The organism is Streptomyces sp. NPDC002776 (assembly GCF_053592195.1).
The window spans coordinates 192,581-217,820 of record NZ_JBSFVG010000012.1 but is presented as its reverse complement, the minus strand read 5'-3'; the positions used below and the strand labels follow the sequence as shown (position 1 = coordinate 217,820).

At 69.3% G+C, this 25,240-nt stretch carries 25 protein-coding genes; 14 read left to right on the top strand and 11 right to left on the bottom strand.

What is annotated here, in order from left to right; all coding sequences use genetic code 11:
• Positions 1 to 7 precede the first annotated feature (7 nt).
• From ACWD11_RS24450 to ACWD11_RS24435, 4 genes are all read right to left on the bottom strand, one after another.
• Entirely contained in the window at positions 8 to 478 is a 471-nt protein-coding gene (locus tag ACWD11_RS24450) for a DoxX family membrane protein (RefSeq protein ID WP_389417405.1), read from the bottom strand.
• Between the two features lie 132 nt (positions 479 to 610).
• Positions 611 to 1,267 (bottom strand): lytic polysaccharide monooxygenase, encoded by a 657-nt coding sequence (locus ACWD11_RS24445; RefSeq protein ID WP_389417406.1) that lies wholly within the window; start codon positions 1,265 to 1,267, stop codon positions 611 to 613.
• 80 nt (positions 1,268 to 1,347) lie between these two features.
• A complete protein-coding gene (locus tag ACWD11_RS24440; protein ID WP_389417407.1) occupies positions 1,348 to 1,797 on the bottom strand; it encodes a DoxX family protein in 450 nt (149 codons plus the stop codon).
• Between the two features lie 76 nt (positions 1,798 to 1,873).
• A complete protein-coding gene (locus ACWD11_RS24435; RefSeq protein ID WP_451285492.1) occupies positions 1,874 to 4,201 on the bottom strand; it encodes a family 49 glycosyl hydrolase in 2,328 nt (775 codons plus the stop codon).
• Between the two features lie 575 nt (positions 4,202 to 4,776).
• Here ACWD11_RS24435 and ACWD11_RS24430 point away from each other — a divergent pair.
• The 6 genes from ACWD11_RS24430 to ACWD11_RS24405 all read left to right on the top strand — a co-directional run bounded on the left by ACWD11_RS24430 (position 4,777) and on the right by ACWD11_RS24405 (position 11,575).
• Positions 4,777 to 5,958 (top strand): ROK family transcriptional regulator, encoded by a 1,182-nt coding sequence (locus tag ACWD11_RS24430; protein ID WP_389417409.1) that lies wholly within the window; start codon positions 4,777 to 4,779, stop codon positions 5,956 to 5,958.
• A gap of 53 nt (positions 5,959 to 6,011) precedes the next feature.
• The gene (locus tag ACWD11_RS24425) at positions 6,012 to 7,748 is read left to right on the top strand and encodes an alpha-glucosidase (protein WP_389417410.1); all 1,737 of its coding nucleotides are present in this window, start codon (positions 6,012 to 6,014) and stop codon (positions 7,746 to 7,748) included.
• A gap of 43 nt (positions 7,749 to 7,791) precedes the next feature.
• Complete coding sequence (locus tag ACWD11_RS24420; protein ID WP_389417411.1) at positions 7,792 to 9,105, top strand: extracellular solute-binding protein; 1,314 nt, start codon at positions 7,792 to 7,794, stop codon at positions 9,103 to 9,105.
• Positions 9,106 to 9,182: 77 nt separating this feature from the next.
• A complete protein-coding gene (locus ACWD11_RS24415) occupies positions 9,183 to 10,076 on the top strand; it encodes a carbohydrate ABC transporter permease (RefSeq protein WP_389417412.1) in 894 nt (297 codons plus the stop codon).
• Positions 10,077 to 10,078: 2 nt separating this feature from the next.
• Positions 10,079 to 11,002, top strand: coding sequence for a carbohydrate ABC transporter permease (locus tag ACWD11_RS24410; RefSeq protein WP_389417413.1), 924 nt, complete (start codon positions 10,079 to 10,081; stop codon positions 11,000 to 11,002).
• Positions 11,003 to 11,161: 159 nt separating this feature from the next.
• The gene (locus ACWD11_RS24405) at positions 11,162 to 11,575 is read left to right on the top strand and encodes an ATP-binding protein (RefSeq protein WP_451285489.1); all 414 of its coding nucleotides are present in this window, start codon (positions 11,162 to 11,164) and stop codon (positions 11,573 to 11,575) included.
• A 17-nt stretch (positions 11,576 to 11,592) separates the two neighbouring features.
• Here the strand turns inward: ACWD11_RS24405 and ACWD11_RS24400 are convergent, their stop codons facing one another.
• The 3 genes from ACWD11_RS24400 to ACWD11_RS24390 form a co-directional block, all read right to left on the bottom strand.
• Positions 11,593 to 12,414, bottom strand: coding sequence for a sulfite exporter TauE/SafE family protein (locus ACWD11_RS24400; RefSeq protein WP_451285487.1), 822 nt, complete (start codon positions 12,412 to 12,414; stop codon positions 11,593 to 11,595).
• A 131-nt stretch (positions 12,415 to 12,545) separates the two neighbouring features.
• Entirely contained in the window at positions 12,546 to 13,535 is a 990-nt protein-coding gene (trxB, locus tag ACWD11_RS24395; RefSeq protein WP_389417482.1) for a thioredoxin-disulfide reductase, read from the bottom strand.
• A gap of 59 nt (positions 13,536 to 13,594) precedes the next feature.
• Positions 13,595 to 14,014 (bottom strand): arsenate reductase ArsC, encoded by a 420-nt coding sequence (locus tag ACWD11_RS24390; protein ID WP_389417416.1) that lies wholly within the window; start codon positions 14,012 to 14,014, stop codon positions 13,595 to 13,597.
• Between the two features lie 131 nt (positions 14,015 to 14,145).
• Between ACWD11_RS24390 and ACWD11_RS24385 the strand changes: the two genes are divergently transcribed.
• From ACWD11_RS24385 to ACWD11_RS24375, 3 genes are read left to right on the top strand one after another with little or no spacing between them, the layout of a single operon-like run.
• Complete coding sequence (locus ACWD11_RS24385) at positions 14,146 to 14,460, top strand: ArsR/SmtB family transcription factor (RefSeq protein WP_451285485.1); 315 nt, start codon at positions 14,146 to 14,148, stop codon at positions 14,458 to 14,460.
• Between the two features lie 36 nt (positions 14,461 to 14,496).
• Positions 14,497 to 15,288, top strand: coding sequence for an aquaporin (locus ACWD11_RS24380; RefSeq protein ID WP_451285483.1), 792 nt, complete (start codon positions 14,497 to 14,499; stop codon positions 15,286 to 15,288).
• Complete coding sequence (locus ACWD11_RS24375) at positions 15,285 to 16,346, top strand: ArsO family NAD(P)H-dependent flavin-containing monooxygenase (protein WP_451285482.1); 1,062 nt, start codon at positions 15,285 to 15,287, stop codon at positions 16,344 to 16,346. The genes ACWD11_RS24380 and ACWD11_RS24375 overlap by 4 nt, the downstream gene beginning before the upstream one ends.
• 36 nt (positions 16,347 to 16,382) lie before the next feature.
• Here the strand turns inward: ACWD11_RS24375 and ACWD11_RS24370 are convergent, their stop codons facing one another.
• Positions 16,383 to 16,748, bottom strand: a complete 366-nt coding sequence (locus tag ACWD11_RS24370) for an ArsR/SmtB family transcription factor (protein ID WP_389417420.1) — start codon at positions 16,746 to 16,748, stop codon at positions 16,383 to 16,385.
• A gap of 192 nt (positions 16,749 to 16,940) precedes the next feature.
• On the opposite strand from ACWD11_RS24370, the gene ACWD11_RS24365 reads away from it, so the two are divergent.
• The 3 genes from ACWD11_RS24365 (at position 16,941) to ACWD11_RS24355 (ending at position 20,096) form a co-directional block, all read left to right on the top strand.
• Positions 16,941 to 18,323 (top strand): FAD-dependent oxidoreductase, encoded by a 1,383-nt coding sequence (locus tag ACWD11_RS24365; RefSeq protein ID WP_451285479.1) that lies wholly within the window; start codon positions 16,941 to 16,943, stop codon positions 18,321 to 18,323.
• A gap of 68 nt (positions 18,324 to 18,391) precedes the next feature.
• Entirely contained in the window at positions 18,392 to 18,835 is a 444-nt protein-coding gene (locus ACWD11_RS24360) for an ArsI/CadI family heavy metal resistance metalloenzyme (RefSeq protein ID WP_451285477.1), read from the top strand.
• A gap of 7 nt (positions 18,836 to 18,842) precedes the next feature.
• Positions 18,843 to 20,096 carry an MFS transporter gene (locus tag ACWD11_RS24355; protein ID WP_451285476.1) on the top strand — a complete coding sequence of 418 codons (1,254 nt, stop codon included), beginning with the start codon at positions 18,843 to 18,845 and terminating at the stop codon, positions 20,094 to 20,096.
• A 52-nt stretch (positions 20,097 to 20,148) separates the two neighbouring features.
• Here ACWD11_RS24355 and ACWD11_RS24350 read toward each other — a convergent pair whose 3' ends face one another.
• Together ACWD11_RS24350 and ACWD11_RS24345 are read right to left on the bottom strand one after the other, a co-directional pair.
• Positions 20,149 to 20,943 carry an SDR family oxidoreductase gene (locus tag ACWD11_RS24350; RefSeq protein WP_451285474.1) on the bottom strand — a complete coding sequence of 265 codons (795 nt, stop codon included), beginning with the start codon at positions 20,941 to 20,943 and terminating at the stop codon, positions 20,149 to 20,151.
• Complete coding sequence (locus tag ACWD11_RS24345; protein ID WP_451285472.1) at positions 20,940 to 21,947, bottom strand: NADP-dependent oxidoreductase; 1,008 nt, start codon at positions 21,945 to 21,947, stop codon at positions 20,940 to 20,942. The genes ACWD11_RS24350 and ACWD11_RS24345 overlap by 4 nt, the downstream gene beginning before the upstream one ends.
• Before the next feature lie 193 nt (positions 21,948 to 22,140).
• On the opposite strand from ACWD11_RS24345, the gene ACWD11_RS24340 reads away from it, so the two are divergent.
• Entirely contained in the window at positions 22,141 to 22,479 is a 339-nt protein-coding gene (locus ACWD11_RS24340; RefSeq protein WP_451285470.1) for a hypothetical protein, read from the top strand.
• Positions 22,480 to 22,503: 24 nt separating this feature from the next.
• Here ACWD11_RS24340 and ACWD11_RS24335 read toward each other — a convergent pair whose 3' ends face one another.
• Positions 22,504 to 24,393: an ATP-binding cassette domain-containing protein gene (locus tag ACWD11_RS24335; RefSeq protein WP_451285468.1), complete on the bottom strand. Its 1,890-nt coding sequence runs from the start codon at positions 24,391 to 24,393 to the stop codon at positions 22,504 to 22,506.
• 447 nt (positions 24,394 to 24,840) lie between these two features.
• Between ACWD11_RS24335 and ACWD11_RS24330 the strand changes: the two genes are divergently transcribed.
• Positions 24,841 to 25,233: a CU044_2847 family protein gene (locus ACWD11_RS24330; RefSeq protein WP_451285466.1), complete on the top strand. Its 393-nt coding sequence runs from the start codon at positions 24,841 to 24,843 to the stop codon at positions 25,231 to 25,233.
• The last annotated feature ends 7 nt before the right edge of the window (positions 25,234 to 25,240 follow it).

Here is a 25,240-nt window from a genome sequence, read left to right as displayed (position 1 = left end):
CCGGGCTTCAGCGAGTGAGTTCGTCGGACGTGACAGCCAGACAGGCGGCCACCAGGACCAGGTTCTTGAGGACGTACTGGCCTTCGAGCGTGGGCACGCCGTGGTGCCACATCTGCCCGGACAGCAGTGCCAGGGAGCTGAAGGCACCGGCCATGTGCGCGAAGAACACGGCTAAGGCGACCCGCAGCAGCAGGCCGGTGACCAGGGCGAGTCCGATCAGCGTCTCCGCGGTTCCCAGCAGCGGCAGGGACACGTGGGAGGGCAGCAGTCCGCCGGTGAGCTCGCTCATGGCGGCGACCGCGATCTCCTCGGCGGGGCTCGCGGCGGGGAAGAACTTGAGCACCCCGAACCAGCAGTAGACGATGCCGACGCTGATGCGCAGCACGGTGATGCTGCGCGCCCGGTAGTACTCGGCCGCGCGCTGTGCGGTTGTCCGGCGGGCTGAGGAGGTGTGCTCAGGGGCGTGAGAGTCAAGCATGGGGCCTCCGGGAGGCGCCCGGCCCGGCGTCGGCGGCCGGCCGGTGACGGGGGAGTGGGGGAAGACCCCGCGAGGTGCGCGCCTCGCGGGGCCGGCTTGCCGGGGTGCTGGTTCAACCGCGTCCGGCGGATGTCAGGTGAAGTTGACGTCGCTGCACAGGAAGTACTTCTGGTCCATGTGCGACGCCTTCCAGACGGTCACCACGACGTGCCGTCCGCTGTAGCCCGACGTCGAGACGTCGGTGACGTAGTGCGGCTGGTAGGAGTAGCGGCCGGTCCTCTTCACCAGTTCCAGGTCGTTCCACCCGATGAGCTGGTACTCGGGGTTGAAGCCCTGCTTGGTGACGTAGACCTCGAGCCAGTCGGCGCCGTGTCGTGCCTCGTCGTAGATGTCGACGGTGAAGTCGGAGCCGATGGTGGTCGTCTTCCAGGGGCCGGGGCGGTCGAGCGGCCGGTAGTTGGTCTCGCCCTGCCCGCCGGCGCTGCAGATCTGCCCGTCGGGGATGACCTGCTTGTAGTTGTCGCCGGTGTTGTTGGCGTAGACGGCCTTCCACGCGGCGATGGCGTTGGGGTTCTCGTGGTAGGTGCGGTAGCACATGGGGTCCTGTGCCTCGTTCGGCTCGGTGTATCCCCAGCGCTGCAGGCAGCCGTAGTTGCGGGTCTCAGGGGTGATCACCGTGCCGTGTGCGGCGGCCGACGGTGCGAGCGGAAGCAGGCACAGCAGGCTGGTGGTCACCACTGAGGCGCCGAGCGCGGTGCGGCGCGTGGGTGTTGCGGGTGTGCGGTTCATGGTGCTCTTCCTCCGGTTGTTCGGGGGTCGCGAGCGGAGGACTCCCACCCGCGAATTACGTGCACATGACAGCCAGGGGTTCAGGTTCCTTGCGTGTCCGCCACCTCCTTCCTGGGGGCGGGTCGCGTGCTCGCGCGCGGGGCGAGCAGCGCCGTCACCGGCCAGCGGCCGGGGCCGAGGGCGGCGATGAGGAGGAAGGCCCAGCAGAACAGAGCCGCCTGCTCGCCGCCGTTCTCCAGAGGGAACAGGCCGTCGGGCTGGTGGTGGACGAAATAGGCGTAGGCCATGGAGCCCGAGCACAGGGCCGCGGCGGTCCGGGTGAACAGTCCGGCGAGCACCAGGCCCCCGCCGACGAGCTGGATCACCGCCGCCCACCATCCCGGCCACTGGCCCGGCCCGGGCGTCGAGCCTGCGTGGGGTCCGCCCAGGACGTCGAACAACGTCGCGGCCCCGTGGCAGGCGAACAGCAGCCCGGCGACCATGCGGAACAGGCCCAGGACGGTGGCTTCGTGGCGTGCGGGAAGTTCCACGATGATGCTCCTTCCAGGGATACCGGTGTGAGGAGGGCCGTCGGCGGTGCGGGTGCGCCGACGGCCACCGGTCGTGTCAGCCGGCCGGAGTCCACTTCTGGCTGGCCCAGCCGCCGCAGTCCCACAGGTGCAGACGGGCGCCGTCGGCGGTGCTCTGGCCCTGGATGTCCAGGCAGCGTCCGGACTTAAGGTTCTTCAGGCTGCCGTCGGTCTGGAAGGCCCACTTCTGGCTGTCCCAGGTGCCGCAGTCCCACAGGTGCGCCTTGGCGCCGTTGGCGGTGGCTCCGCCCTCGACGTCCAGGCACTTGCCGCCGGACTTCAGTTGCTGACCGTCCAGGGCCCAGGTCATCGACGGCGTGCTGGCGCACGTCCATTGCTGTACGGCGGTGCCGTTGGCCGTGCCGCCGCCGGCCCGGTCGAGGCACTTGGAGGTCGCCCCGTTGACGATCTTGCCGCCGGTGACCGGGTCGGGATCGGGGTTGTTGCCGCCCGGTCCCCAGGCGTTCCAGTTGTCCCAGGTCTCGGCATCGAAGCCGATCCGGCCGAGCTTGTCGGCGGCCCAGTTGGTGCCGGACTTCTGGATGGCGGTGCCGCCGACGGTGTAGTTCTCCAGCTTCAGCCCGCGGCTGTCACGCGTCTCGTTGCCGAGGGTGACCTTCTGTCCGGCGGAGTTGGTGTACCGCTTGAGGAGGCTGACCTGGGAGGAGGCGTCGAGCTGGTTCCAGGCGTCGATCTTGAGGTTCTTGACGTGGATGTTCTCGGCGCTGGACAGGGCGAAGACGCGGATCGCGCAGTTGGTCATCCCTTCGACGGTGATGTTCTCGAAGGTCATGTTCCTCACCCATGAGCCCGGGTCGGCCTTGGTGGTCGAGCCCATGTCCTCCCAGTGGGAGGAGGAGTTGAGGATGCAGGTGTTGTACTTGACGTCCTTCCAGTACATGCGGTTGTGGATGACGTGGGTGTTGCTGACCCGGACGTTGTCGATGGTGCGCGGGGTCCAGCCCCACTGGATGACGGGTCCGTTCTCGTTCTTCCAGACGACGGTGTTATCGATGCTGACGTCGCTGTGGTACATCTTCAGCACGTCGTCGTTGGCGTTGAAGAACGTGTTCTTCATGGTGCTGCCGCGGTAGAGCTCGATGCCGTCGGTCTGCCAGTACCAGGAGCCGACCTGCTTGTAGTTGTCGACCCGCATGCTGAAGGTCTGCTCGTCGCCGTAGACCACGAACGAGTGGTACGGCGGCTCGTTGATGGTCACGCCTTGCAGGTCCAGGTGCTGCTGGCGGCCCTGCGCGGAGGCGAACTGCAGCATCTTCACGCAGCTGGAGTGGCAGTTGGAGGCGCCGGAGAGGTGGTCGTAGTTGTTGTTGGTGTCCGCCTCGTAGACGTACTGCTCACCGGAGAGCACGCCCTGGCCGGTCACCCTGTACAGCCCCTGGCTGTCGTCGGGGAACCGGATGGCGCCCTTCACGTACGCGCCGGGGGCCAGGTAGACCCACTTGACCTGCTTGGGCAGCAGCGCGTGGTACTTGGAGGTCATGTAGTAGGTGCCGGGCCGGAAGTACACGATCTCCTCGCTGATCGTGTTCAGGTTGGTGACCTGGCCCTGCTGCGGGTAGTGGATGCTGCCGGAGGCCGACGTCGGCACCAGCCGGTCCTTCTCGGCCCCGGTCGGGGCCGGCTCGGCGAAGATCATCATGGAGTTGCGGGGCTCGGTGTGGATGGCCCGGTTGCCGCCGCCGCCCTGCGTGGTCAGCTTGCCGGCGTCGTTCGCGGGGCCGGACATGTCGTTGTACGCCGTGTACAGCTGCGGGTCGAACTCCACGGAGAACCGGTAACCGGCCGAGTTGTAGGGCACCTTGACGCGGACGGTGTCGGCGTCCACCAGTTCCTTGGCGAAGTTCAGGCTGCTGGGCTTGATCTTCACCTGGTCGGCGGAGGAGATCGTCTGGCCGGTGCGCAGGGAGACGTCGACCCACGCATCGGCCGTGTACTGGAAGGACGACCAGCTCATGGTGAGGTTCGCGGCCGAGGAGAACTCCGCCCCGTCCTCCTTCGTATAGCCGATCTTGCCCTTGCCGCTGCGCGGGATGCTCATGTAGGCGAAGGAGTCGTACTTCGTCGTCGGGGCCGCTGCGGTGGCGACCTGGACGTCGTAGAACTGCGACCGCCGTACCTTGTCGTTCGCCACCGGGCTGGTGGTGTTGTACTCGTGATTGTCGTGCCACCACGTCTTGAGCTGCGGGCTGTCGGCCGTGGTGACGGCCGCGGCCTCGGCGGCGGATGCCGCCTGGACCGGGAGCGGTCGCGCGCTCGCCGTGCCGACGGGCACGACGGCGCCGGCCAGGGCGAGAGCGAGGCCGGCGGCGAGCGCCGCCAGCCGGCTCAGTCTTGCTGCGGGCATGACGAGTCCTCATTCCGTTGCTGGGGAAAGCAGCGCCCGCGGGCGCTGGACCTGCCCCGCGCCTGCGCCCGTCCGACGGGCAGGGAGCAGGGCTGAAGACAGGTACAAGAAGGTCAGGAGCACCGGCGTCCGGCTGCTTGCGGTACTGCCGGCCGGTTCGGTCACGGGTGACCGGGCCACGCGTCGGCTGGAGCAGCTGCGCGGCTTGTCGCGAGGGGACCTCCCTTCGAGCCGGTGCGGGATGCGTGCGTGCAGCCGTCCATCGCCGTTCTGCGGTCGCGGCATAACGTCGCGTCATTTCTTCGCGGTGTCAATGAAATGAACAAGATCTCGTCCACGGTTCGGCCGAGTGGCACCCTAGGAATGGAGGCGAGCGGGACAAAAGCCCCGCTAATCCCCTCAAGAGGTCGGGGTCACGGTTACGTAACGCGAAGTTTTCTTCCTTGACGCACGAAATAGAGAGGGTCAGACTCCTGTCATCCGCAGTCGGCCGCAGTCATCGCAGTCCGACCAGCGGTTCGGCACCGGACCGACCGACTTCCTTCCAGCCGATCACTGCTTCGGAGGCATGTGTGATGACCCCGTCCAAGATCCGTTTCTCGGAGCTTGTCGGTGAGCAGACCCGCGCGGAGATCTTCGCGACCGTGCTCACCGCGGGGCCCATCTCCCGGACCCAGCTCGCCCAGCGGCTCGGGCTGGTGCCGTCCAGCGTGACGCGTATGCTTCCGCCGCTGCTGGAGCACGACTACCTCCGCGAGCTCGACACCGCCCCCCAGGGGCGGGGCCGACCGCAGAAGATGCTCCAGGTCAACCCGGACAAGCACATCGTGGTCGGCGTCAAGATAGGTCCGGCCCAGGTCTCCGGAGTGGTCACCGACATGGCCGCGGGCGTCCTGGCGCGCGCTGAGCAGCCGATCGCCGACTGCACCCCGGAAACCGCCCTGTCCGCCGTCGCCGACCTGACCCGGCGACTCCTGGCGGAGGCCCCCGAGGCCGCTGACAGGGTGCTGGGACTGGGGGTCGGGGTCAGTGGTCACGTCGACTCCAGTGCCGGAGTCTGCCGTTACTCCGCCCTGCTGGACTGGAACAAGGTCGATGTGGCCGGGCCGCTGCGTGCGGCCACAGGACTTCCCGTCGTGGTGAACAACGACGTCAACACCCTTGTGGTGGCCGAGCGTTGGTTCGGTCAGGGCCGGGACGTCGACTCCTTCGCCGTCGTCACCGTCGGTCCGGGCATCGGCTGCGGACTGCTCCTCGACGGCGCTCTGTTCTCCGGCGCCACCGGACTGGCCGGGGAGCTCGGCCACCTGCCGCTGGACCCGACGGGCCCCATGTGCAGCTGCGGCCGCCGCGGCTGCCTGGAAGCCCTCGCCGGCGACCGCGCCGTCCTGCGCCACCTCCAGGACGCCGGAGTCTCCTGTGCGGGGATCACCGAGGCGATGGAGCTGGCCCGCTCGGGCACCGGCTCGGCGCAGACCGTGGCCCGGTCCGCCTTCACCGAGGCCGGAACCGCCCTCGGCAGGGGACTGGCGGGCATGTGCAATCTGCTGAACCTCCAGAAAATCATCATCGCCGGTGAGGGCGCGGTGGCCCACGACCTCTTCGGAGCCGCCATGTCCCAGGCCCTGCAAGCCCACGCCTTCTCCACGGCCGCCCACGACTGCGACATCCACGTCGACCCCGTGCACCACGACCTCTGGGCCCGGGGCGCCGCCTGCCTCGTGATCCAGGACGCGGTCGGCGCGGCGCTGTCCTGACCCGATTCAGCTCCACGACAACCAGTACCCGAGACACATGACGAGGTTTTGACGTGCCCGAAAACGTGGCCGGTCCCGCCGACTCCTGGTGGAGCAACGCGGTGGTCTACCAGATCTATCCCCGCAGCTTCGCCGACTCCGACGCGGACGGCATCGGGGACCTCCAAGGCGTCATCGAGCGCCTGGACTACCTGTCGCAGCTCGGTGTCGACGTGCTGTGGCTCTCCCCGGTGTACCCCTCGCCGCATGACGACAACGGCTACGACATCAGCGACTACCAGGGCATCGACCCGCTGTTCGGCACGCTCGCCGACTTCGAGCGACTGCTGGCCGGCGTCCATGAGCGCGGCATGAAGCTGGTCATGGACCTGGTCGTCAACCACACCAGTGACGAGCACTCCTGGTTCACCGCCTCCCGTGACGGCGGCCCGGGCGGTGACAAGCGCGACTGGTACATCTGGCGCCCGGCACGCGAGGGCATGGAGCCCGGCACGCCCGGCGCGGAGCCCAACAACTGGGGCTCGTTCTTCTCCGGCCCGGCATGGACGTACGACAAGGCGAGCGGGGAGTACTACCTGCACCTGTTCTCCCGCAAGCAACCCGACCTCAACTGGGACAACCCCGAGGTCCGTCAGGCGGTGTACGCCATGATGCGCTGGTGGCTGGAGCGGGGCGTCGACGGCTTCCGCATGGACGTCATCAACCTCATCTCCAAGGCGGACGGCCTGCCCGACGGGCCGGTGCACGAGGGCAGCCGCCACGGAGACGGCAGCGCCCACTACATCTGCGGCCCCCGCGTCCACGAGTACATCGCCGAGATGCACCGTGAGGTCTTCGACGGCCATCCGCGTCCGCTGCTGACCGTCGGCGAGATGCCCGGCGTGACGGTCGAGGAAGCACGGCTGTTCACCGACCCCGCCCGCCGCGAACTCGACATGGTCTTCCAGTTCGAGCACGTCGGGCTCGATCAGGGTCCCGGCGGCAAGTTCGACGTCCGTGCGCTGAAGCTCACCGACCTCAAGGCCAGCCTGGGCCGCTGGCAGGCCGGGCTCGGGGAGACCGGCTGGAACAGCCTGTACTTCTGCAACCACGACCAGCCCCGGGTGGTCTCCCGGTTCGGTGACGACAGCCCGGCCTACCGCGACCGGTCGGCCAAGCTGCTGGCCACCGTGCTGCACCTGCACCGCGGCACCCCGTTCGTCTACCAGGGCGAAGAGCTCGCGATGGCCAACGCCCCGTTCGCCTCCATCGACGACTTCCGCGACATCGAATCGCTCAACCACCACCGCGACCAGCTCGCTCTCGGCGCCGACGAGACACACATCCTCGAAGGGCTGCGACACCGCAGCCGCGACAACGCCCGCACCCCGATGCAGTGGGACGCCACCGCGCACGGCGGCTTCACCACCGGCACCCCGTGGATCGCCGTCAACCCCGACCACGTCGACATCAACGCCGAGGCACAACTCGCCGATCCCGACTCGGTCTTCCACTACTACCGGCGCCTGATCGCTCTGCGCCACACCGAACCCGCCATCACCCACGGCGACTTCCACCTGCTCCACCCCGAGCACGAGCAGCTCTACGCCTTCACCCGACACGACGCCGCCTCCGGCACCGAGCTGCTGGTGATCGCCAACTTCGGGGCCGGCGACCTCACCGTCGGCCTGCCCCACGGCTGGGAGGACAGCGACACGCTCATCGCCAACCTTCCGGCCGCCTCACCTCTCACGAGCACCTACACCCTGCGCCCGTGGGAAGCCCGCGTCCACCGCCGCCGCACCGCCTGACACGCCCGCCCTTGCCGCAACGACGCACACCAAGGAACCAGCCATGAACAACCCGCGCACCCGCACCGCCCGCGGAAGAACCCTTCTCCTGGCGGCCTCCACCCTCGCCCTGCTGGCCCCGCTGACCGCCTGCGGCGGCTCCGACACCGGCGCGGGCGACGGCAAGACACTGCGGCTGTGGCACTACGAGCAGCAGGACGGCGCCCTGAGCAAGGCCTGGGACGCTGCCATCGCCGAGTTCAAGAGGACCCACCCGGACGTCAAGGTCGTCTTCGAGCGCAAGACGTTCGAGCAGATCCAGCAGAACGCCGGGATGATCCTCAACTCCGACAAGGCGCCCGACGTCATGGAGTACAACAAGGGCAACGCCACCACCGGCCTGCTCGCCAAGCAAGGCCTGCTCAGCGACCTCACCCCTCTCGTGAAGGAACACGGCTGGGACACGGCGATCAGCGAGCGGGCCTCCGTCACCGCCCGCTACGACGCCAAGGGCGAGATGGGCGGCGACAAGTGGTACGGCGTGCCGAACTACGGCGAGTTCGTCCTCACCTACTACAACGACGACCTGTTCAAGAAGCACGGCATAACCAAGCCCACCGACTTCAAGAGCTTCGAGGCCGCGCTGGCCAAGTTCAAGGCCGCCGGCGTCACACCGCTCGCGAACGCCGGCAACGACCACCCCGCCGGCCACTGGCTCTACCTGCTGGCCGTGTCCAAGGCCACGGACGCCTGGGTGGACGACTACCAGCTCTACAAGGGCAAGGTCGATTTCCACGGCCCCGAGATGACGTACGCGGTGAACAAGTACCAGGAGTGGCTGAAGAAGGGCTACTTCGAGAAGAAGGACGTCGGCCTCAAGGGCAGTGACATGACCGAGCAGTTCGTCTCCCAGAAGCGGCCCATCATGGTCGGCGGGAACTGGTGGTTCGGCGGACTCAGCACCGACATCAAGGACTTCTCCTGGTCCACCGCCCCCTACCCGGGCAGCGAGAAGACGCTCGGCTCCGGCGGCAACCACTGGGTCATCCCCACGAAGGCGAAGAACAAGCAGCTCGCCGAGGACTTCATCGCCATCACCATGTCCGACGAGGTCCAGAAGCTGATCGGTGAGGAAGGCAGCGTCCCCCTCACCGCCAAGGCCGACATCATCGGCAACGCCAAGGCGAAGGAGCTGATCACCGCCTTCGACACCTACGAGACGAACAACGGCCTGGCCTTCTACCCGGACTGGCCCGTGACCGGTTACTACGACACGTGGCTGGCAGCCACCCAGAACCTGATGAACGGCGGCAAGCCCGACACGGTCCTCGACGAGCTCGCGGCCCCCTACGACACGTACGTCGCCGGCCGGTCCTAGCACCCCCTGGTGCTGCGTCGTTCAGGGGACGGCGCCCCGGTAGTCCGGGACGCCGTCCCGCCCACCTAGGAGCAACCGTGAAAACCACACGTCACCCGCGGTCCACGGGCTACGCCGTCTTCCTCGCACCGGGCCTGCTGCTCAGTGTGCTCTTCCTCGTCGTCCCGCTGGTGATGACCTTCTACTACAGCTTCACCACCTGGCAGGGCATCGGCACCCCCGCCTTCACCGGCCTCGACAACTACACCCGCCTCTTCCAGGACGCCGACTTCTGGGCCTCGTTCCGCAACATCGCCTTCGTCATCGTCGGCATCGCGATCGTGCCCACCGTACTGGGCCTGTTCCTGGCCGCCCTGCTCTTCGACTACATCGGCAAGAAGCACGGCGACGGAATCGTCAGCGTCTTCCGCTCGGGCCTCTACCTGCCGCAGGTCATCCCCGTCGCCGTCACCGGCCTGATGTGGGGCTGGATCCTCGCCCCCGAAGGCGCCGTCAACAGCATCCTCGACACCATCGGGCTCTCCTCGCTCGCCCAGAACTGGCTCGGCGACCCCGACCTCGCCCTGTGGATCGTCCTCGGCGTCCTGGTCTGGATGCAGCTCGGCTACCCGCTCGTGCTGTTCATGTCCGGCCTGCAGCGCATCGACCCCGAACTCTACGAAGCCGCCGCACTCGACGGGGCGAGCTGGTGGCAGCGCTTCACCCGCATCACCGTCCCCATCCTGCGGCCCGAGGTCTACGTCGTCCTGGTCACCACCACCATCGCCGGCCTGAAGGTCTTCGCCCAGATCTTCGTCCTCACCGGCGGCGGTCCCGGCAACTCCACCCTCGTCCCCGCCTACTTCGCCTACCAGAACTTCTTCGAACGCGCCGACGTCGGCTACGGATCCGCGATCTCCAGCACCATCACCCTGCTCGTGCTGGTCATCGCCGGAACGATGCTCGCCCGCCAGGCCCGCGAGGACGGATGACCATGAAGACCGACACGATTCCTCCCACTGCGCCGGACGCCGGGCAGGCCGCTCTTCTGCGCCCCGCCCGCCGGACAGGACATCGCGGAAAGCCCACGGCCGCCGGACGGGGAGCGGGTTCCTACGCCGTCGTCGCCGCCGTCACCGTCTTCGTCCTCGCCTTCCTCGCCCCCTTCCTGATCATCCTGGTCAATTCCTTCAAGACCAGCGCCGACTACCGCGCCAACGGTTCTCTGTCCTGGCCCGAGCAGTGGAACTGGAGCATCATCGGCGACGTCTGGGAGCGCGTCGACTTCACCCAGAAACTCGTCAACAGCATCCAGATCAGCCTCGGCGTCGTCGTCATCGCCGTCGTCCTGGCCCTCCTCAACGCCTACGCCATCGGGATCGGCCGCATCCGGTGGCGCACCGCCTTCCTGGTGTTCTTCCTCGGCGTCAACGTCCTGCCGCAAGAGGGCCTGGTCTACCCGATCTACTACCTGTTCAAGGAACTGGGCCTCTACGACGGCAAGCTCGGCTACACCATCCTGGTCGGCATCACCTACAGCGCGTTCGGCACCTACCTGCTCTCCTCCGTCTTCAGCACCTTCCCCCGCGAGCTCATCGAGGCCGCCTCGCTCGACGGCGCGGGCCGCCTGACGATCCTGTGGCGCATCGTGCTGCCGATGAGCTGGCCCACCTTGTCGGTGATGTGTGTGTTCTTCTTCGTCTGGAGCTGGAACGAGTTCCTCTACCCACTCGTCCTGCTCATCTCCAACGACCAACAGACCGTTCCGCTCGGCCTGTCCGTCATGCAGGGCCAGTACACCAGTGACCCCACCGCCATGAGCGCCGCCGCCCTCCTCGGCGTCATCCCGATGATCGTCTTCTTCCTCATCTTCCAGCGCTCCCTCACCCGCGGCCTCACCGCAGGCGCCGTGAAGTAGCCCCGCGGGGACATCAGCCACCCCGGATCCGGAAACCCCAACCGCCCCGCACCGGATCCGGGGTACCACCACCCCCTCGAAGCCGTCCGCAGCAGCACAGGAAGGAGCCCAGCCCACCACCCGAAGAACCCGAAAAATGCCCACCTCGATGAGGCCCCCATGAAGACCACCACCAACCAGAGCATGCGCCGGCAGCAAAGCTATGTCCCGCACGCGACCAGCCTCCCGCTGGACCACACCCCCCAAGCAGCACACCGGGCCCGCCGCCACACCTCCACGACCCTGCGCGGATGGGGGCTCTCCCTGGCATTGGTCGACGACGCGGTCCTGGTCGTCTCCGAACTCGTGACGAACGCCTACCTGCACTCCCGCCCCGGGACCGTCGGCCTGCAACTACTGCTTGAAGGACGGCAGTTGCGCATCTCCGTCCACGACGGATCCCCAGCACCCATCGACGTCACCGCCCCCTGTCACACCTCCGGATGCGACCATGGCCGTGGCCTGGGCATCATCCGCACACTGGCCCACACGGTTGGCTGCAGCACTACGCGCACCGGCAAGACGGGGCTCTGATGGTGGTATCCGGCCGCTCAGGTGTGACGGGCGACTTTGACCGCTGAGACGAGCAGGATCACGGCCAGCGCAGGGATGAGCACCAGGTCCGGGAAGACGCCGAGCAGCAGTCCGCCCAGTACGGCTCCGGTGACCGAGCCCGCCGCCATGACCGCTGTGAAGCGGAGGTTGGCGCCGAGGACAGCGAAGCTGCCGTCCCGGCTGTAGCGAGCGAAGGCCACCAGCATGGTCGGCAGGGAGACCAGCAGGGAGGGACTTCCGGCGGTCTTGATGTCCTCGCCGAACAGCAGCACGATCGTCGGGATCAGCAGCTCGCCACCCGCCACGCCCATGATCGCGGCGACGACGCCGATCCCGAACCCGGCCGCGACTCCGGCAGGGATCCGGGCCCCCAGCGGCAGTGCGAGGGCGTCCACGGTGGTGGTGTGAGTGACCACGAGCGCGACGGCCATGAGGACCATCAGGGCGGCCAGCACTCTGTAAAGGGTGGCGGAGCGCATCCGGACGGCCCAGGACGCGCCCGCCCAGGCACCGAGGAGGCTGCCGGCCAGCAGGTTGACCGCGACGGGCCAGCGAGTCGCGATCTCGGCGGCCGGGACCGCGGCCAGCCGCGCAGGCAGCGCGACCAGGACCACGACCAGGCTCATCGCCTTGTTCAGGATGACCGCCGAGAGCGCGGCGAACCCGAACAGACCGATCAGCAGAGGCAGGCGGAACTCCGCGCCGCCCAGCCCGATCATCCCGCCCAGGACCCCGATGGCAGCCCCCGCCCCGAACAGGACAGGTGTCGAGTGCGTCGGCCGAGGGAGGCAAAGGGACTGGGGCTGGTCGGTGGTCATGACCGGCATCCTGCCCAGAGGCCCCTCAGGTTGCCACGATCCGTCGCCACCTTTGGAACAAGGCACCGGGCGCCTGCCGAGGATTCGTCCGGCCCTCCTGAACGCGCTGTCTGCCGGGGCGGGGTCGGTGCTCAGGCGGCGACGTTCTCGAGGTCGCGTTCCCGCGCTGGCTCGGCTGTGGAGGCTTCCGTGTTGTCCGCACGGGCGGCGAGGAAGCGCTCGGCGTCCAGGGCGGCCTGGCAGCCGCCGGCGGCAGCGGTGATCGCCTGGCGGTAGGTGTGATCGACGACGTCGCCCGCGGCGAAGACGCCGGAGAGGTTCGTACGCGTCGACGGCGCGTGGACCTTCACGTACCCTTGCCCGTCCAGGTCCAGCTGCCCCTTGAACAGTTCGGTCCGCGGGTCGTGGCCGATCGCGATGAACAGGCCTGTCACGTCGAGGTCTCGAGTCGTGCCGCTGAAGACATCGCGCAGCACGACGCCGGCGAGCTTGCCGTCCTCCTCCTTGATCTCCGCGATCTCGCTGTCGAAGGTGAAGGAGATCTTGTCGTCGGAGAAGGCGCGATGCTGCATGACCTGTGAGGCCCGCAAGGTGGAGCGGCGGTGCACGACGGTCACGGAGCGGGCGAAGCGGGTGAGGAAGGTGGCCTCCTCCATGGCGGTGTCACCGCCGCCGACCACGACGATGTCGCGATCGCGGAAGAAGAAGCCGTCGCAGGTGGCGCACCAGGACACCCCCCGACCGGACAGCTCGTCCTCCCGGGGCAGGCCGAGCTTGCGGTACCCGGACCCGGTGGCGACGATGACGGCCTTCGCCCGGTGCACGGTGCCGGCGCTGTCGGTCACGGTCTTGATGTCGCCGCCGAGGTCGACCTCGATGATGTCGTCGTCGACCATCTCGGCGCCGAAGCGCACCGCCTGGGCCCGCATGTTCTCCATGAGGACCGGGCCGTCGATGCCGTCGGGGAAGCCGGGGAAGTTCTCCACCTCGGTGGTCGTCGTCAGCGCGCCGCCGACGAAGATGGCGCCCCCGAAGACGAGCGGCCTGAGTTCGGCACGGGCGGTGTAGAGGGCGGCGGTGTATCCGGCGGGGCCGGAGCCGATGACGATGACCTCGCGTATGCCGTCGCTGTCGGTGCTGTGGGTTCCGTCGGCTTTCTCGGCTGCCTCGGCCACTGGGGTCACGCCTCCTGCTTCGCGTCGATCTCGGCGATCAGGGCCTCGATGCGCGTCTTGATCTCGTCCCGGATGGGGCGGACGGCCTCCACACCCTTGCCCGCCGGGTCCTCCAGTGCCCAGTCGAGGTACGTCTTGCCGGGGAAGATCGGGCAGGCGTCCCCGCAGCCCATGGTGATGACGTAGTCGGACGCCTGGACGGCCTCGGTGGTCAGGATCTTCGGCTGGGCCGCGGAGATGTCGACGCCGACCTCCTTCATGGCCTCGACGGCGGCCGGGTTGACCTGGTCACCGGGGACGGAGCCGGCGGAGCGGACCTCGATCCGGTCGCCCGCGAGGTGGGTCAGGAATCCGGCGGCCATCTGGGAGCGCCCGGCATTGTGGACGCAGACGAACAACACGGAGGCGAGCGGGCTGGAGGACATGGGTTCTTCCTTCGTGAGCGGGTCGAGGGGGGATGTCGGCGGCCTGCACGACCTCGTCGGGTGTGGGGATGCGGGGCCCAGGATTCAGCTCGGGCTGGTATCAGCTCGGAGTGATGTGACAGTATCAGTCCATGATGACGTCAGTCGACACTGATCTGATGCGGGTTCTCGCGGACCCGCTCCGCCTCCAGATCGTCACCCTGCTCGCCGAGGAGACACTCTGCAGCACCCACCTGATCGAGGAGACGGGAGCCAAGCAGACCAACCTCTCCAACCATCTCAAGGTGCTGCGCGAGGCCGGGGTCGTGGAGACCGAGCCCTGCGGCCGGTTCACCTACTACCGGCTCAAGCCCGACGTCATCGCCGCCCTCGCGGGTCAGTTCGCCGACCTGGCGGAGACCGCGCGCGCCACCGCCGAGAACAACATCAAGCGGTCCTGCCCCTGATCACCGTCCTTACGGCGACTGCATGAAGGAGTCCTGTTGACCGCCACCGAGGCCGCCGAGCACGACAGAGCCGGGGAGGCCGCCATACCCTCTCCCGCTTCCCGGCATGAGCCCCAGCCCGCGCCGGGTGCCACCCCACCCCGTACCCCACTGCCTTCCAGGGCCGCGGCCGAACTGCTCGGCACCGCTCTCCTGGTCGCCGTCGTGGTCGGCTCCGGCATTCAGGCGACCGAGCTGACGCAGGACGTCGGGCTGCAGTTGCTGGCCAACTCGATCGCCACCGTCTTCGGTCTCGGCATCCTGATCCTGCTGCTCGGCCCGGTGTCGGGCGCGCACTTCAACCCCGTCGTCACGCTGGCCGAGTGGTGGACGGCCCGACGGGGCGGCGACGGTGTCACGGCTCGCGAGGCCGCGGTGTACGTCCCCGCACAGGTCGTCGGCGCGATCGCGGGCGCGATCCTGGCGGACGCGATGTTCGGCAAGCCCTTGGTGGAGTGGTCGACGCACGACCGCTCGGCCGGCCATCTGCTGCTGGGTGAGGTGGTGGCCACCGCCGGTCTGATCCTGCTGATCTTCGGCCTGGCCCGCACGCATCAGCTGCGGTTCGCGCCGGTGGCCGTGGCCTCGTACATCGGCGCCGCGTACTGGTTCACGTCCTCGACCTCCTTCGCCAACCCGGCGGTGACGATCGGCCGTACCTTCAGCGACACCTTCGCGGGCATCGCGCCGGGCTCGCTGCTGGGCTTCATCGGAGCTCAACTCGTGGGCGGGGCCGTCGGTCTGGCGCTGGTGGCGCTCATCTTCGTGCAGGGCCGGTCCGCTGAATGACCTTTGATGCGCAGGTGGTGGTGATCGGCGGCGGCCAGTCCGGCCTCGCCGCCGGATACCACCTGCGCCGCCTCGGCATCGACTTCGTCATCCTCGACGCCCAGGCGGCGTCGGGGGGTGCCTGGCAGCACACATGGGACTCGCTCCACCTCTTCTCGCCTGCCGCCTTCTCCTCTCTTCCGGGACGGCTCATGCCGCCGCAAGTCGGGGAGGAATACCCGCATGCCGAGCATGTGGTGACGTATCTGCGCGACTACGAGAAGCGTTACGAACTCCCGATCGTGCGACCGGTGCGGGCGCTCGGTGTCCACCGGGACGGAGACCTTCTTCGCGTGGAGACCGACTCCGTCACCTGGCGCGCCCGCGCCGTGATCAGCGCGACCGGCACGTGGTGGCGCCCTTTCCTCCCCGCCGTACCAGGGCGTGGCGTGTTCGAGGGGCGCCAGGTGCACACGGTCGAGTACCGCGGTCCGCGTGACTTCGCCGGGCAGCGCGTCGTGGTGGTCGGCGGCGGCAACTCCGGCGCTCAGATCGCCGCCGACCTGGCCTACGACACCGAGCTGACCTGGGCCACCCAGCGACCGCCCCGCTATCTGGCCGACGACATCGACGGCCGTGCCCTGTTCGACGCGGCCACCGCCCGCCGCCGCGCCCTCGACGAGGGGCGCCCGGACACCGGCGGCGTGGCGTCGCTGGGCGACATCGTCGGCGTACCCCCTGTGCGCGAGGCGCGGGATCGAGGGCTGCTCAAGGCGAGCCCGATGTTCGCCAGGCTGGTTCCCGGCGGCGTCGAGTGGGCCGACGGCACCCGAGCCGAGGCCGACGCGATCATCTGGTGCACGGGCTTCCGGCCCGCACTGTCCCACCTGGCCCCACTGCACCTTCGGGGCCGCCGCGGTCACATCGCCACGGAGGGCACCCGCGCGGTGGACGAGCCGCGCCTGCACCTGCTCGGCTACGGCGACTGGACCGGACCTGCCTCCGCGACCCTGATCGGCCTCGGCCGCACTGCCCGCGAGGCCGCGCGTCAGATCGCACACCGTCTTCGCCCTGCGTAGGCGGTCGAACCCGCAGGGCAGGGCGGCTCGGTGCGCTCAGGTGCGCAGGTCGAGCATGGCGGACATCGCGGCGACCACGGGCGGGGCGACCTGGTAGTAGACCCAGGTCCCGCGCCGCTCGCTCGTGAGGAGGCCGGCTTCGCGCAGCTTCTTCAGGTGGTGGGAGACGGTCGGCTGGGAGACGCCGACGTCGGAGATGTCGCAGACGCACGCCTCGCCGCCCGCGGACGAGGCGACCTTGGAGAACAGGCGCAGCCGCACCGGGTCGGACAGTGCCTTGAACATCGCGGCCATCTTCTCCGCGTCTGCCTGCGACAGTTCCCCGGCGGTGATCGGCGGGCAGCACGGCACCGCCGTCCCGGTGTCCAGGACGGGAAGCTCGACAACCTCTGACTTCGACATGCGTCTATGTTGACACTCGTCGATGCGAGTGGCAAGCTCCAGGCAACGACAGACATCGACAGACATCGAAACAGGGAGTCGGCGTAGGTCTGCGACGCCTCCTGCCGGGCCATGACCCACCGCCGGCGCACGTAATCCCCTTACTCCTTCGCCCGCTGATCCCGCCCCACCCACTCAGGGAGATCGACCACCATGAGCGAGCAGCACCTCCCCGTCGTCGTCATCGGAGCCGGTCCCACCGGCCTGGCCGCGGCCGCCCACCTTGTCGAGCGCGGCATCGAGCCCCTGGTCCTGGAAGCCGGACCGGCCGCCGCGGCCGCGGTCCGCGAGTGGCGCCACGTGCGTCTGTTCTCCACCTGGGGCGAGCTCACCGACCCGGCCGCCGAGAAGCTGCTCGCCCCCACGGGCTGGAGCAAGCCGGACGCCAGCGACTACCCGACCGGAGGCGACTGGACCGAGCGCTACCTGCAGCCCCTGGCCGACGTCCTCGGCCGGCGCGTCCGCTACGGCACCCGCGTCACCGGCGTCTCCCGCACCGGACGCGACCGCATCGTCGACGCCGACCGCGAGAGCCAGCCCTTCGTCGTGCACGTCACCACCGCCGACGGCCACGAGGAACGCTTCTTCGCGCGCGCCGTCATCGACGCCTCCGGCACCTGGAACACTCCCAGTCCGGCCGGGGCCAGCGGCCTGCCCGCCCTCGGCGAGAAGGGGGCCGCGGACCGCATCACCTACCGCGTGCCCGACCTCGAGGACCCTGCCGTACGCGCCCGTTACGCAGGCAAGCGCACCGCCGTCATCGGCTCTGGTGCCTCCGCCTTCACCGCGCTCGCCACCCTCGCCGATGTCGCTCAGGAGGAGCCCGGCACCCACGCGGTGTGGGTGCTGCGCCGAGGCATCGGCGGGGACACCTTCGGCGGCGGAGAGAGCGACCAGCTGCCCGCCCGCGGCGCCCTGGGCCTGGCCGCGAAGGCAGCCGTCGACAACGGCTACGCCGACGCCGTCACCGGTTTCCGCACCGAAGCCTTCGACCGCGCGGAGGACGGACGGCTGATCCTGGTGGGGGAGGACGGCCGACGCCTCGACCCCGTCGACGAAGTCATCGTGCTCACCGGCCTGCGCCCCGACCTGTCCTTCCTCTCGGAGATCCGCCTCGGCCTGGACGAGCGCCTCCAGGCACCCGTCGCGCTGGCCCCGCTGATCGATCCCAACCAGCACTCATGCGGCACCGTCTACCCGCACGGCCACGCGGAACTGTCCCACCCCGAGCCCGGCATCTACCTCGTCGGCATGAAGTCCTACGGCCGCGCTCCCACCTTCCTCGCCCTGACCGGCTACGAGCAGGTTCGCTCCGTCACCGCCGCCATCGCAGGCGACCTGGAGTCCGCCGACCGAGTCGAACTCACCCTTCCCGAAACGGGCGTGTGCGGCGGCGCGGGCATCTTCGACGACCCGGCCGCCGAACAGAGCGACGGCGGCGGCTGCTGCGCCCCGGCACCGCAACTCGTACCGCTCGGCATCGGCGCCCCGGTCACAGCCGCGGCCGGCGACACGCCCTCGGCCGGCGGCTGCTGAACCTGAACCCCGGGCGCCCCAGCCCGACTTGGCCGGGGCGCCTCCACTCCCACGGCAGGAGGACCGTCATGTCCCGAGTGCAGCTCGCCCTTCGCGTCCCCGATCTCGAGGCCGCGATCGCGTTCTACAGCAAGCTGTTCGGCACCGAACCCGCCAAAGTACGCGACGGCTACGCGAACTTCGCCATCGCCGAGCCCCCGCTGAAGCTCGTCCTGATCCAGGGCACGATGGGGGAGGACACGCGCATGGATCACCTCGGCGTCGAAGTCGACTCCTCCGAAGCCGTCCACGCGGCGGCCACCCGCCTCGCGGAGCAGGGCCTGGCGACGGACGTGGAGAACGACACCGCCTGCTGCTACGCCCTGCAGGACAAGGTGTGGGTGCACGGGCCCGGCCAGGAACCGTGGGAGGTCTACGTCGTCAAGGCCGACGCCGACACCCTGGCCAAGCAGAAGGACAGCACCTGCTGCGCCACCGCGGCCCAGCCGGCCGCGGCCGGTAGCCGCTGCTGACCGCGCCATGGCCGACGTGCACCCCGGCAAGGCCGCGACCGGTACGGGGGACCGGTCGCGGCCTCGCGCCGCCCTGCCCGCCCTGTGCGCCACCCAGATCACCAGCTGGGGCATCGTCTACTACGCCTTCCCGGTGCTCAATCCGCAGATCAACGCGGCCACCGGCTGGCCGGTCGGGGCGACCACGGGAGCCTTCTCCACCGCCCTGCTCGTCTCCGCGTTCACCGGTATACGGGTCGGCCGGATCATCGACCGCAGCGGCCCACGCGCCGTGATGACCGCGGGTTCGGTCCTCGCCGTCCTCAGCATCCTCATGGTGGCGGCCGCGCCGAACCTGGCCGTCTTCACCGCGGGCTGGCTGCTCGCCGGGATGTCGATGGCAGCCACCTTCTACCAACCCGCCTTCGCCGCCCTGACCCGGTGGTGGGCCCCCGACCCCATCCGCGCACTCACCCTCGTCACACTGGCCGGCGGCCTTGCCTCCACCGTCTTCGCGCCCCTCACCGCGGCGCTCGCCGACCACATGTCCTGGCGGGCGACGTACGCCGTCCTGGCCGTCATCCTCGCCGCTGTGACCATCCCGGCCCACTTGCTCGCACTGAACGCGCCCTGGCCCCCCGCGCCGCAAGCGTCCGCCCACATCACCGGCGGCGCGGACGCGGTGGCCCGCAGCAGGCCGTTCTGGCTGCTGGCGGCCGCACTGACCCTCTCCGCGTTCAGTATTTCCGCCGTTGTCGTCGCCCTGGTCCCGCTCCTGCTCGAACGCGGCTTCACCACCAGCGAGGCCGCCTGGGCCCTGGGCCTCGGAGGCGCCGGCCAGACCCTCGGCCGCACCCTGTACGGGGCCCTGGCGCGCCGTACCCGTCCCACCGCTCGCACGGTCACGCTCATCGGCCTGGGCGGTCTCACCACAGCTGCCCTGGCACTCGTCCCGGGCCCCTACGCCCTGCTGGCCGCGTTGTCGGTCGCGGCCGGCATGGTCCGCGGCAACATCACCCTCCTCCAGGCCACCGCGATCACCGATTGCTGGGGAGCCGCCCACTACGGCCGTCTGTCCGGGCTCCTCGCGGCACCCGCGACCGCGGCTTCCGCCCTCGCTCCGTTCGCCGGGGCCGCCCTGTCCGCACCGCTGGGGGGATATCCCCAACTCTTCGGACTGCTGGCCGGCCTTTCCCTGCTGGCCTCACTCATCGGTCTCGGCACGGCCGTGCGGCGTGAGCGCGACCCCAGCTTGCGCGGTGCGCCCACGCGGGCTCCGTAGGACGACGACCGGGACGCACCCTGGCCTGCGTTCCGAGAAGGCGCCAACTCCCTCAGGCGGCCGCAGGCTTCCCTGGACCGGGGACGCTGCGGAAGCGGAAGGGTTCCGGTTCGCGGTCCGGCTGGATGAACCAGCACTCGCCCGTTCCGTCGCCGGTGACGATCCGCAGCACCGTGTCCGCCACGACCTCCGCCGGAATGACGGGCAGGCCTTGCGCGCTCAACATGTCGCGCAGCCGGTCGATGATCCGCGATTCGGCGAACCCCGGGCAGACCGCGTTGAAGCGCACGTTGTCCGGTGCGAGAGCGGGCCCCAGCGAGCGGGCGAGTCCGACGACCGCGTGCTTGTTCGCCGCGTACAGCGGGTCCAGTGGTACGGCCGTCAGTCCCGCGAGGGAGGCGGTCGCCACGATCGCGCCTCCGCCGCGGGCCCGCAGCGCCGGGAGCACCGCATGGGTGCCGTAGACCACGCCGTCGAGGTTGGCGCCCATCGCCCGGCGGTAGCGCGCGGGGTCGAAGTCGTCGCCGACGCCGCATCCGGTCGCCACGCCCGCGTTGAGCAGCGCGATGTCGACACCGCCGTACCGCTCCTGGGCGAACTCCACGAGCGCACGGTTGGCGTCGAGGTCGGAGACGTCACAGGCGCGGAAGGCCCCGCCGACCAGGTCGGCCACCTCCTGCCCGGCCCCGGCGTCCAGGTCCGCGACGACCACCCGCGCCCCGGCCTTGCCCAGCGCGAGCGCCATGGCACGGCCGAGGCCACTGGCACCGCCGGTGACGATCGCCACCTTGCCCGCGAGCGCGGCGCTGTCCGGCTTCCCCTCCCGGGGGCTGTGGGAGGCGGTCACGCCAGCTCCAGCACGAGCTTGCCGACGTTCTCGCCGCGGAAGAGCATCTGCAGTGTCTGAGGAAAGTCGTCGACGGTGCCCCGGACCACGTGTTCCTTGACCTTGACCCGGCCGTCCGCGATCCAGGCGGAGATGTCCTGCGCGGCCTTGGCGTACTGCTTGGCGTAGTCGAAGACGACGAAACCCTCCATGCGGGCCCGACGCACCAGCAGCGTCAGGTAGTTGGAGGGGCCCTGGACGGGGGTGGCGTTGTTGTACTGGCTGATCGCGCCGCAGACCACGACACGCGCGTGCATCGCCAGCCGGGTCAGGGCGGCATCCAGGATGTCCCCTCCGACGTTGTCGAAGTAGACGTCGATGCCGTCGGGGGCTTCCCGGCGCAGTGCCTTGCGCACATCCTCGGCGCGGTAGTCGATCGCCGCGTCGAAGCCCAGTTCGCCGGTGAGCAGTCGGCACTTCTCCGGTCCTCCGGCGATGCCGACGACCCGACAGCCCTTGGCCTTCGCGATCTGTCCCACCATGGTGCCGACCGCGCCTGCCGCCCCGGAGACCACGACGGTCTCGCCGTCCTTGAGCGCTCCGACGTCGAGGAGCCCGAAGTAGGCGGTCATGCCGGGCATCCCGAGCGCACCGAGGTAGGTGGAGGGCGGCGCGAGGGACGTGTCGATCTTCAGGGCGCCCTTGCCGTCGGAGACCACGTACTCCTGCACGCCGAACGTGCCGACCACGTGATCACCCGGCTGGTAGTCCGGGTGGTTCGAGGCGGTGACCTCGACGACCGACCCGGCGCGCATCACTTCACCGATGCCGACCGGGGGGAGGTAAGAGGGACGGTCGTCCAGCCAGCCGCGCATGGCCGGATCGAGGGATATGACGCGTGTCCGGCCCGCGAACTGGCCCGGACCGGGTTCCTGGACGGGCTCGGAACTGTGCTCCCAGTCCTCGGGTTTCACGTCACCGAGGGGACGGGCTGCCAGGCGGATCTGGCGGTTGGTCGCAGACATCACGGCTCCTGTCGTTCGCGGTCTAGGGTGAGGGTACCGACCGGTAGGTATGCAGGAGATGTGACTTACGTCACTGGTGATCTCCGGGTCCGCCGGGGGTACCTCGGTGAGGTACCCCCGGGTCTCTGATCAGTAGGGTCATAGCCCTCTGAAGGCTCTGATCTTGTTGTCCGCTGTGTTCGTCGTTTTCGTCATGCCAACCACCCTGGTCTGGCTGCTGGGACGGCGAGCGAAGATGCCCAACTGGATGCTGAGCGTGCTCCTGCTGGCCGGGTGGTTGACAGTGCTCGCCGGCTGGTTCCTCTCGCAGCGTGCGCAGCCGAGCCTGTTTCCCGAAACGTCGCCCTGCTACGGCATCCGCGTCACCCCTGTCTCCCAGTACGTCCCGCCCGACTCCTTCTGCCGCCACGCGGACGGAGAATTGCGGACGGTCAACGGGCCGGACTCCAAGTTCGTGTTCTGGACCGCTGCCGGCGCCACCTTGGCGATGCCGATCGCCGCCGTCCTTGCGCGGCGCCGCCAACAAGCCTGAACGCGCGCCCCGGACGCGGACAGGTCAGCGGTCCTGGGACAGTTCCAGCAGCTCGGCGAACGTTCCGCCGCCGTGGACGAGGTCGTCGTAGCTGCCCTGTTCCGTGATGCGGCCGTGTTCCATCACGATGATGTGGTCCGCGATCTTGGTGTTCTCCAGGCGGTGGGTGACCACGATGGTGATGCGGTCGGCGGCGATGGCCTTGATCTGTTCGAAGATGCCGTGTTCCCCGCGCGGGTCCATCTGTGAGGTGGGCTCGTCGAGGATCAGCAGCTCGGGCTTGCGGTACAGGGCCCGGGAACAGGCGACGCGCTGCCACAGGCCGCCGGAGAGTTCCGATCCGCCGAAGACATCGCGGGCCAGCAGCGTGTCCAGGCCCGCGGGCAGGTCGTCGATGGCCTCACGCAGGCCGACGGCGTCGACGGCCTCCCACACCGGTCCGTCGTCGTGGGTGCGGGGCTGGCCGAGGGTGATGTTCTCCCTGACGCGCAGGGGCCACTGCGCGAAGATCTGCGGCACCAGGCCGGTGTTCGCCCATACCGTGGCGGGGGCGACGGTGGCGAGGTCCGTGCCGTTCCACGTCACCCTGCCCTTGTCCGGGAGGTAGATCCCGGTGAGCAGCCGGGTGAGGGTCGACTTGCCGGAACCGTTCGCTCCGACGATCGCGAGGATCTCGCCGCGCCGCAGCGTCAGGGACACGCTGGCCACCGCGGGCTTGTCCTTGCCCGGGTACTGGTAGACGACTTCGTGGAGGGCGATTTCCTCGACCGGGGCGGCCACGGACTCGGGACCCCGCCTGGGTGCGCGCGCCGTGGCATCGTCGAGGAAGGACTGCATGTCACCGAGGTAGAGGCTGGTGTGGAAGACGGCGGCGCCGTTGATGACGACCTGGGACAGGGCGGCCAGCGTGGTCTGTACCGCCACGACAGCGGTGGCGGCGACCGCGAGGTCGATACGTCCGCTCACGGCGAGCCAGGCCAGCGCTCCCCAGACGGTGACGAGGAAGAAGCCGCCGGCCAGCGAGGACAGCAGGGAGATCCGCAAGGTGCGCGGCGCGGCGGCGAGGGTACGGCGGTCGCAGCGGTCGGACAGGGCGCGGTACCAGTAGATCAAGTAGTCCGTCATCGAGTTGGCGCGGACCTCGTCGCCGTACCTCGATGTGGTGGCCCACCAGCGCATCATGCCGCGGACGTTGCGGTCGGCCACATTGGCGTAGTGGGTCTCGTAGTCCACCCGGGCGGTGAGCACGGCACCGACGCCGGCCGGGAGCACGGCGAGCAACAGCAGCGGCAGCATCAGCACGTTCAGCACCGACAGAACGCTGCCGGCGGTGATCATGCGGATCAGTGCCGACATGAAGTACTGGGCGTCGCTGACCATCACCAGCGTGCGGATCGTCCCCATTTCGGCGGCCTCCTGCCGATCCGAGAAGCCGTCCACGGCATACGCGGCGGCCTCGACCCGGCACACCGCCTCGACCAGGGCGCTGTCCGTCTCCGTGGCCAGCCGGGGAGTGATCCGCCGCTCGGCGTACATGGCCACCGAGCCGACGGCCCGGCCGAGCGCGGCCGCCAGGGCCACCACCAGGAGTGCGGGCAGGGCACTACGCAGCCGGTCGGCGACGGCGTCGTCGGAGAGGATCGGCTGCATGGCCTCGGCGGTCGCGGTCAGCAGGACGGCTGCCGAGACGCCGGTCAGCACCTGGCAGCCCAACAGCAGCTGCACTGCCCGCCGGTCGGTCCGCCATGACAGCCGGGCGATCCTGCGCAGCACCTTGGGGATCTGCGCGCACATCCGCCGGAACGACACCTCGGCCAGCGGGTTGACGGAGTACTGCCCGCTGTAGGTGATCTCCGCCGGCGGAGGAAACGGTGGTGCGGTGTCCTGCTGCTTGTGGGTCTCGGCCGAGCTCAACGTGATTCCCCCTTCGTCGCGGCTGGTTCACGAGGCTCAACGACTCCGCCAGGTCTTCGAACGTCTGTGATTCGGACGGACCGTGAAGCTTTGGTTGGGTGAGCTGTCGACTGCCATCGGGACGTCAGCGGAGTCTGCCTCTGGATGTCGGTCGGTGGTTCTGTTATGAGCTGTGTCAGTAGGCAGGCCTGAGACGGGGCCTTCGTGGGAGTGAGGCGACCGCCGGGGTGGCGGCGAGCTGCTTGGCTTCGGTGCTGCTGAGCTCGGCGGCGTGACCGTTCGACGCCGACGTGTGGGTGCGCTTGACCGGCCCGCCGTAGCCCGCGGTCAGTTCTTGCCCTGCGTCGCGGACACGCCGAACCTGGCCGTCTCCTCGCGACAAGCTCCCGGGAACCGCCTCGGCCGCTCTCGCTACGATCTCCAACTCCCGAGCATTGGAGTACAGCCATGAACGAACGCCATGTCCACACGGTGGAAGTGCCTCTGGGCAACGGCGTCGGCGACGCCGGCGACCAAACCGTCCGCGTCCAGATCCGCGAGGTGGACGAGGCGCTCGTCCGCGTGGGGCGGGGCGGCCGCACCGTGGCACGGGCCGAGCGGACGCTCGGGCAGATGCTGGACACCGTACGCCCCGTTGCGGAGAGCTTCGTGGGCCGGTTCTCCGGGATGGCGCAGACCCCGGACGAGATCACCCTGGAGTTCGGGGTGTCCTTGTCCGCCGAGGCGGATGTCGTCATCGCCAGCACCGCGACGGCAGCCAACTTCTCCGTCACCCTGACCTGGAACAGGGGCGACAGGCCGGGCACGGACGCCGATACTGTGGGGCAGCAGCGCAGTTGATACGGGT

Coding starts and splice junctions, on each gene's coding strand:
- ACWD11_RS24385 (WP_451285485.1), top strand. CDS start 14,146: ATGATGACGTCAGTCGACACTGATCTGATGCGGGTTCTCGCGGACCCG.
- ACWD11_RS24370 (WP_389417420.1), bottom strand. CDS start 16,748: ATGTCGAAGTCAGAGGTTGTCGAGCTTCCCGTCCTGGACACCGGGACG.
- ACWD11_RS24435 (WP_451285492.1), bottom strand. CDS start 4,201: ATGCCCGCAGCAAGACTGAGCCGGCTGGCGGCGCTCGCCGCCGGCCTC.
- ACWD11_RS24360 (WP_451285477.1), top strand. CDS start 18,392: ATGTCCCGAGTGCAGCTCGCCCTTCGCGTCCCCGATCTCGAGGCCGCG.
- ACWD11_RS24340 (WP_451285470.1), top strand. CDS start 22,141: ATGCCAACCACCCTGGTCTGGCTGCTGGGACGGCGAGCGAAGATGCCC.
- ACWD11_RS24445 (WP_389417406.1), bottom strand. CDS start 1,267: ATGAACCGCACACCCGCAACACCCACGCGCCGCACCGCGCTCGGCGCC.
- ACWD11_RS24430 (WP_389417409.1), top strand. CDS start 4,777: ATGACCCCGTCCAAGATCCGTTTCTCGGAGCTTGTCGGTGAGCAGACC.
- ACWD11_RS24365 (WP_451285479.1), top strand. CDS start 16,941: ATGAGCGAGCAGCACCTCCCCGTCGTCGTCATCGGAGCCGGTCCCACC.
- ACWD11_RS24400 (WP_451285487.1), bottom strand. CDS start 12,414: ATGACCACCGACCAGCCCCAGTCCCTTTGCCTCCCTCGGCCGACGCAC.
- ACWD11_RS24330 (WP_451285466.1), top strand. CDS start 24,841: ATGAACGAACGCCATGTCCACACGGTGGAAGTGCCTCTGGGCAACGGC.
- ACWD11_RS24345 (WP_451285472.1), bottom strand. CDS start 21,947: ATGTCTGCGACCAACCGCCAGATCCGCCTGGCAGCCCGTCCCCTCGGT.
- ACWD11_RS24355 (WP_451285476.1), top strand. CDS start 18,843: ATGGCCGACGTGCACCCCGGCAAGGCCGCGACCGGTACGGGGGACCGG.
- ACWD11_RS24375 (WP_451285482.1), top strand. CDS start 15,285: ATGACCTTTGATGCGCAGGTGGTGGTGATCGGCGGCGGCCAGTCCGGC.
- ACWD11_RS24410 (WP_389417413.1), top strand. CDS start 10,079: ATGAAGACCGACACGATTCCTCCCACTGCGCCGGACGCCGGGCAGGCC.
- ACWD11_RS24420 (WP_389417411.1), top strand. CDS start 7,792: ATGAACAACCCGCGCACCCGCACCGCCCGCGGAAGAACCCTTCTCCTG.
- ACWD11_RS24390 (WP_389417416.1), bottom strand. CDS start 14,014: ATGTCCTCCAGCCCGCTCGCCTCCGTGTTGTTCGTCTGCGTCCACAAT.
- ACWD11_RS24450 (WP_389417405.1), bottom strand. CDS start 478: ATGCTTGACTCTCACGCCCCTGAGCACACCTCCTCAGCCCGCCGGACA.
- ACWD11_RS24405 (WP_451285489.1), top strand. CDS start 11,162: ATGAAGACCACCACCAACCAGAGCATGCGCCGGCAGCAAAGCTATGTC.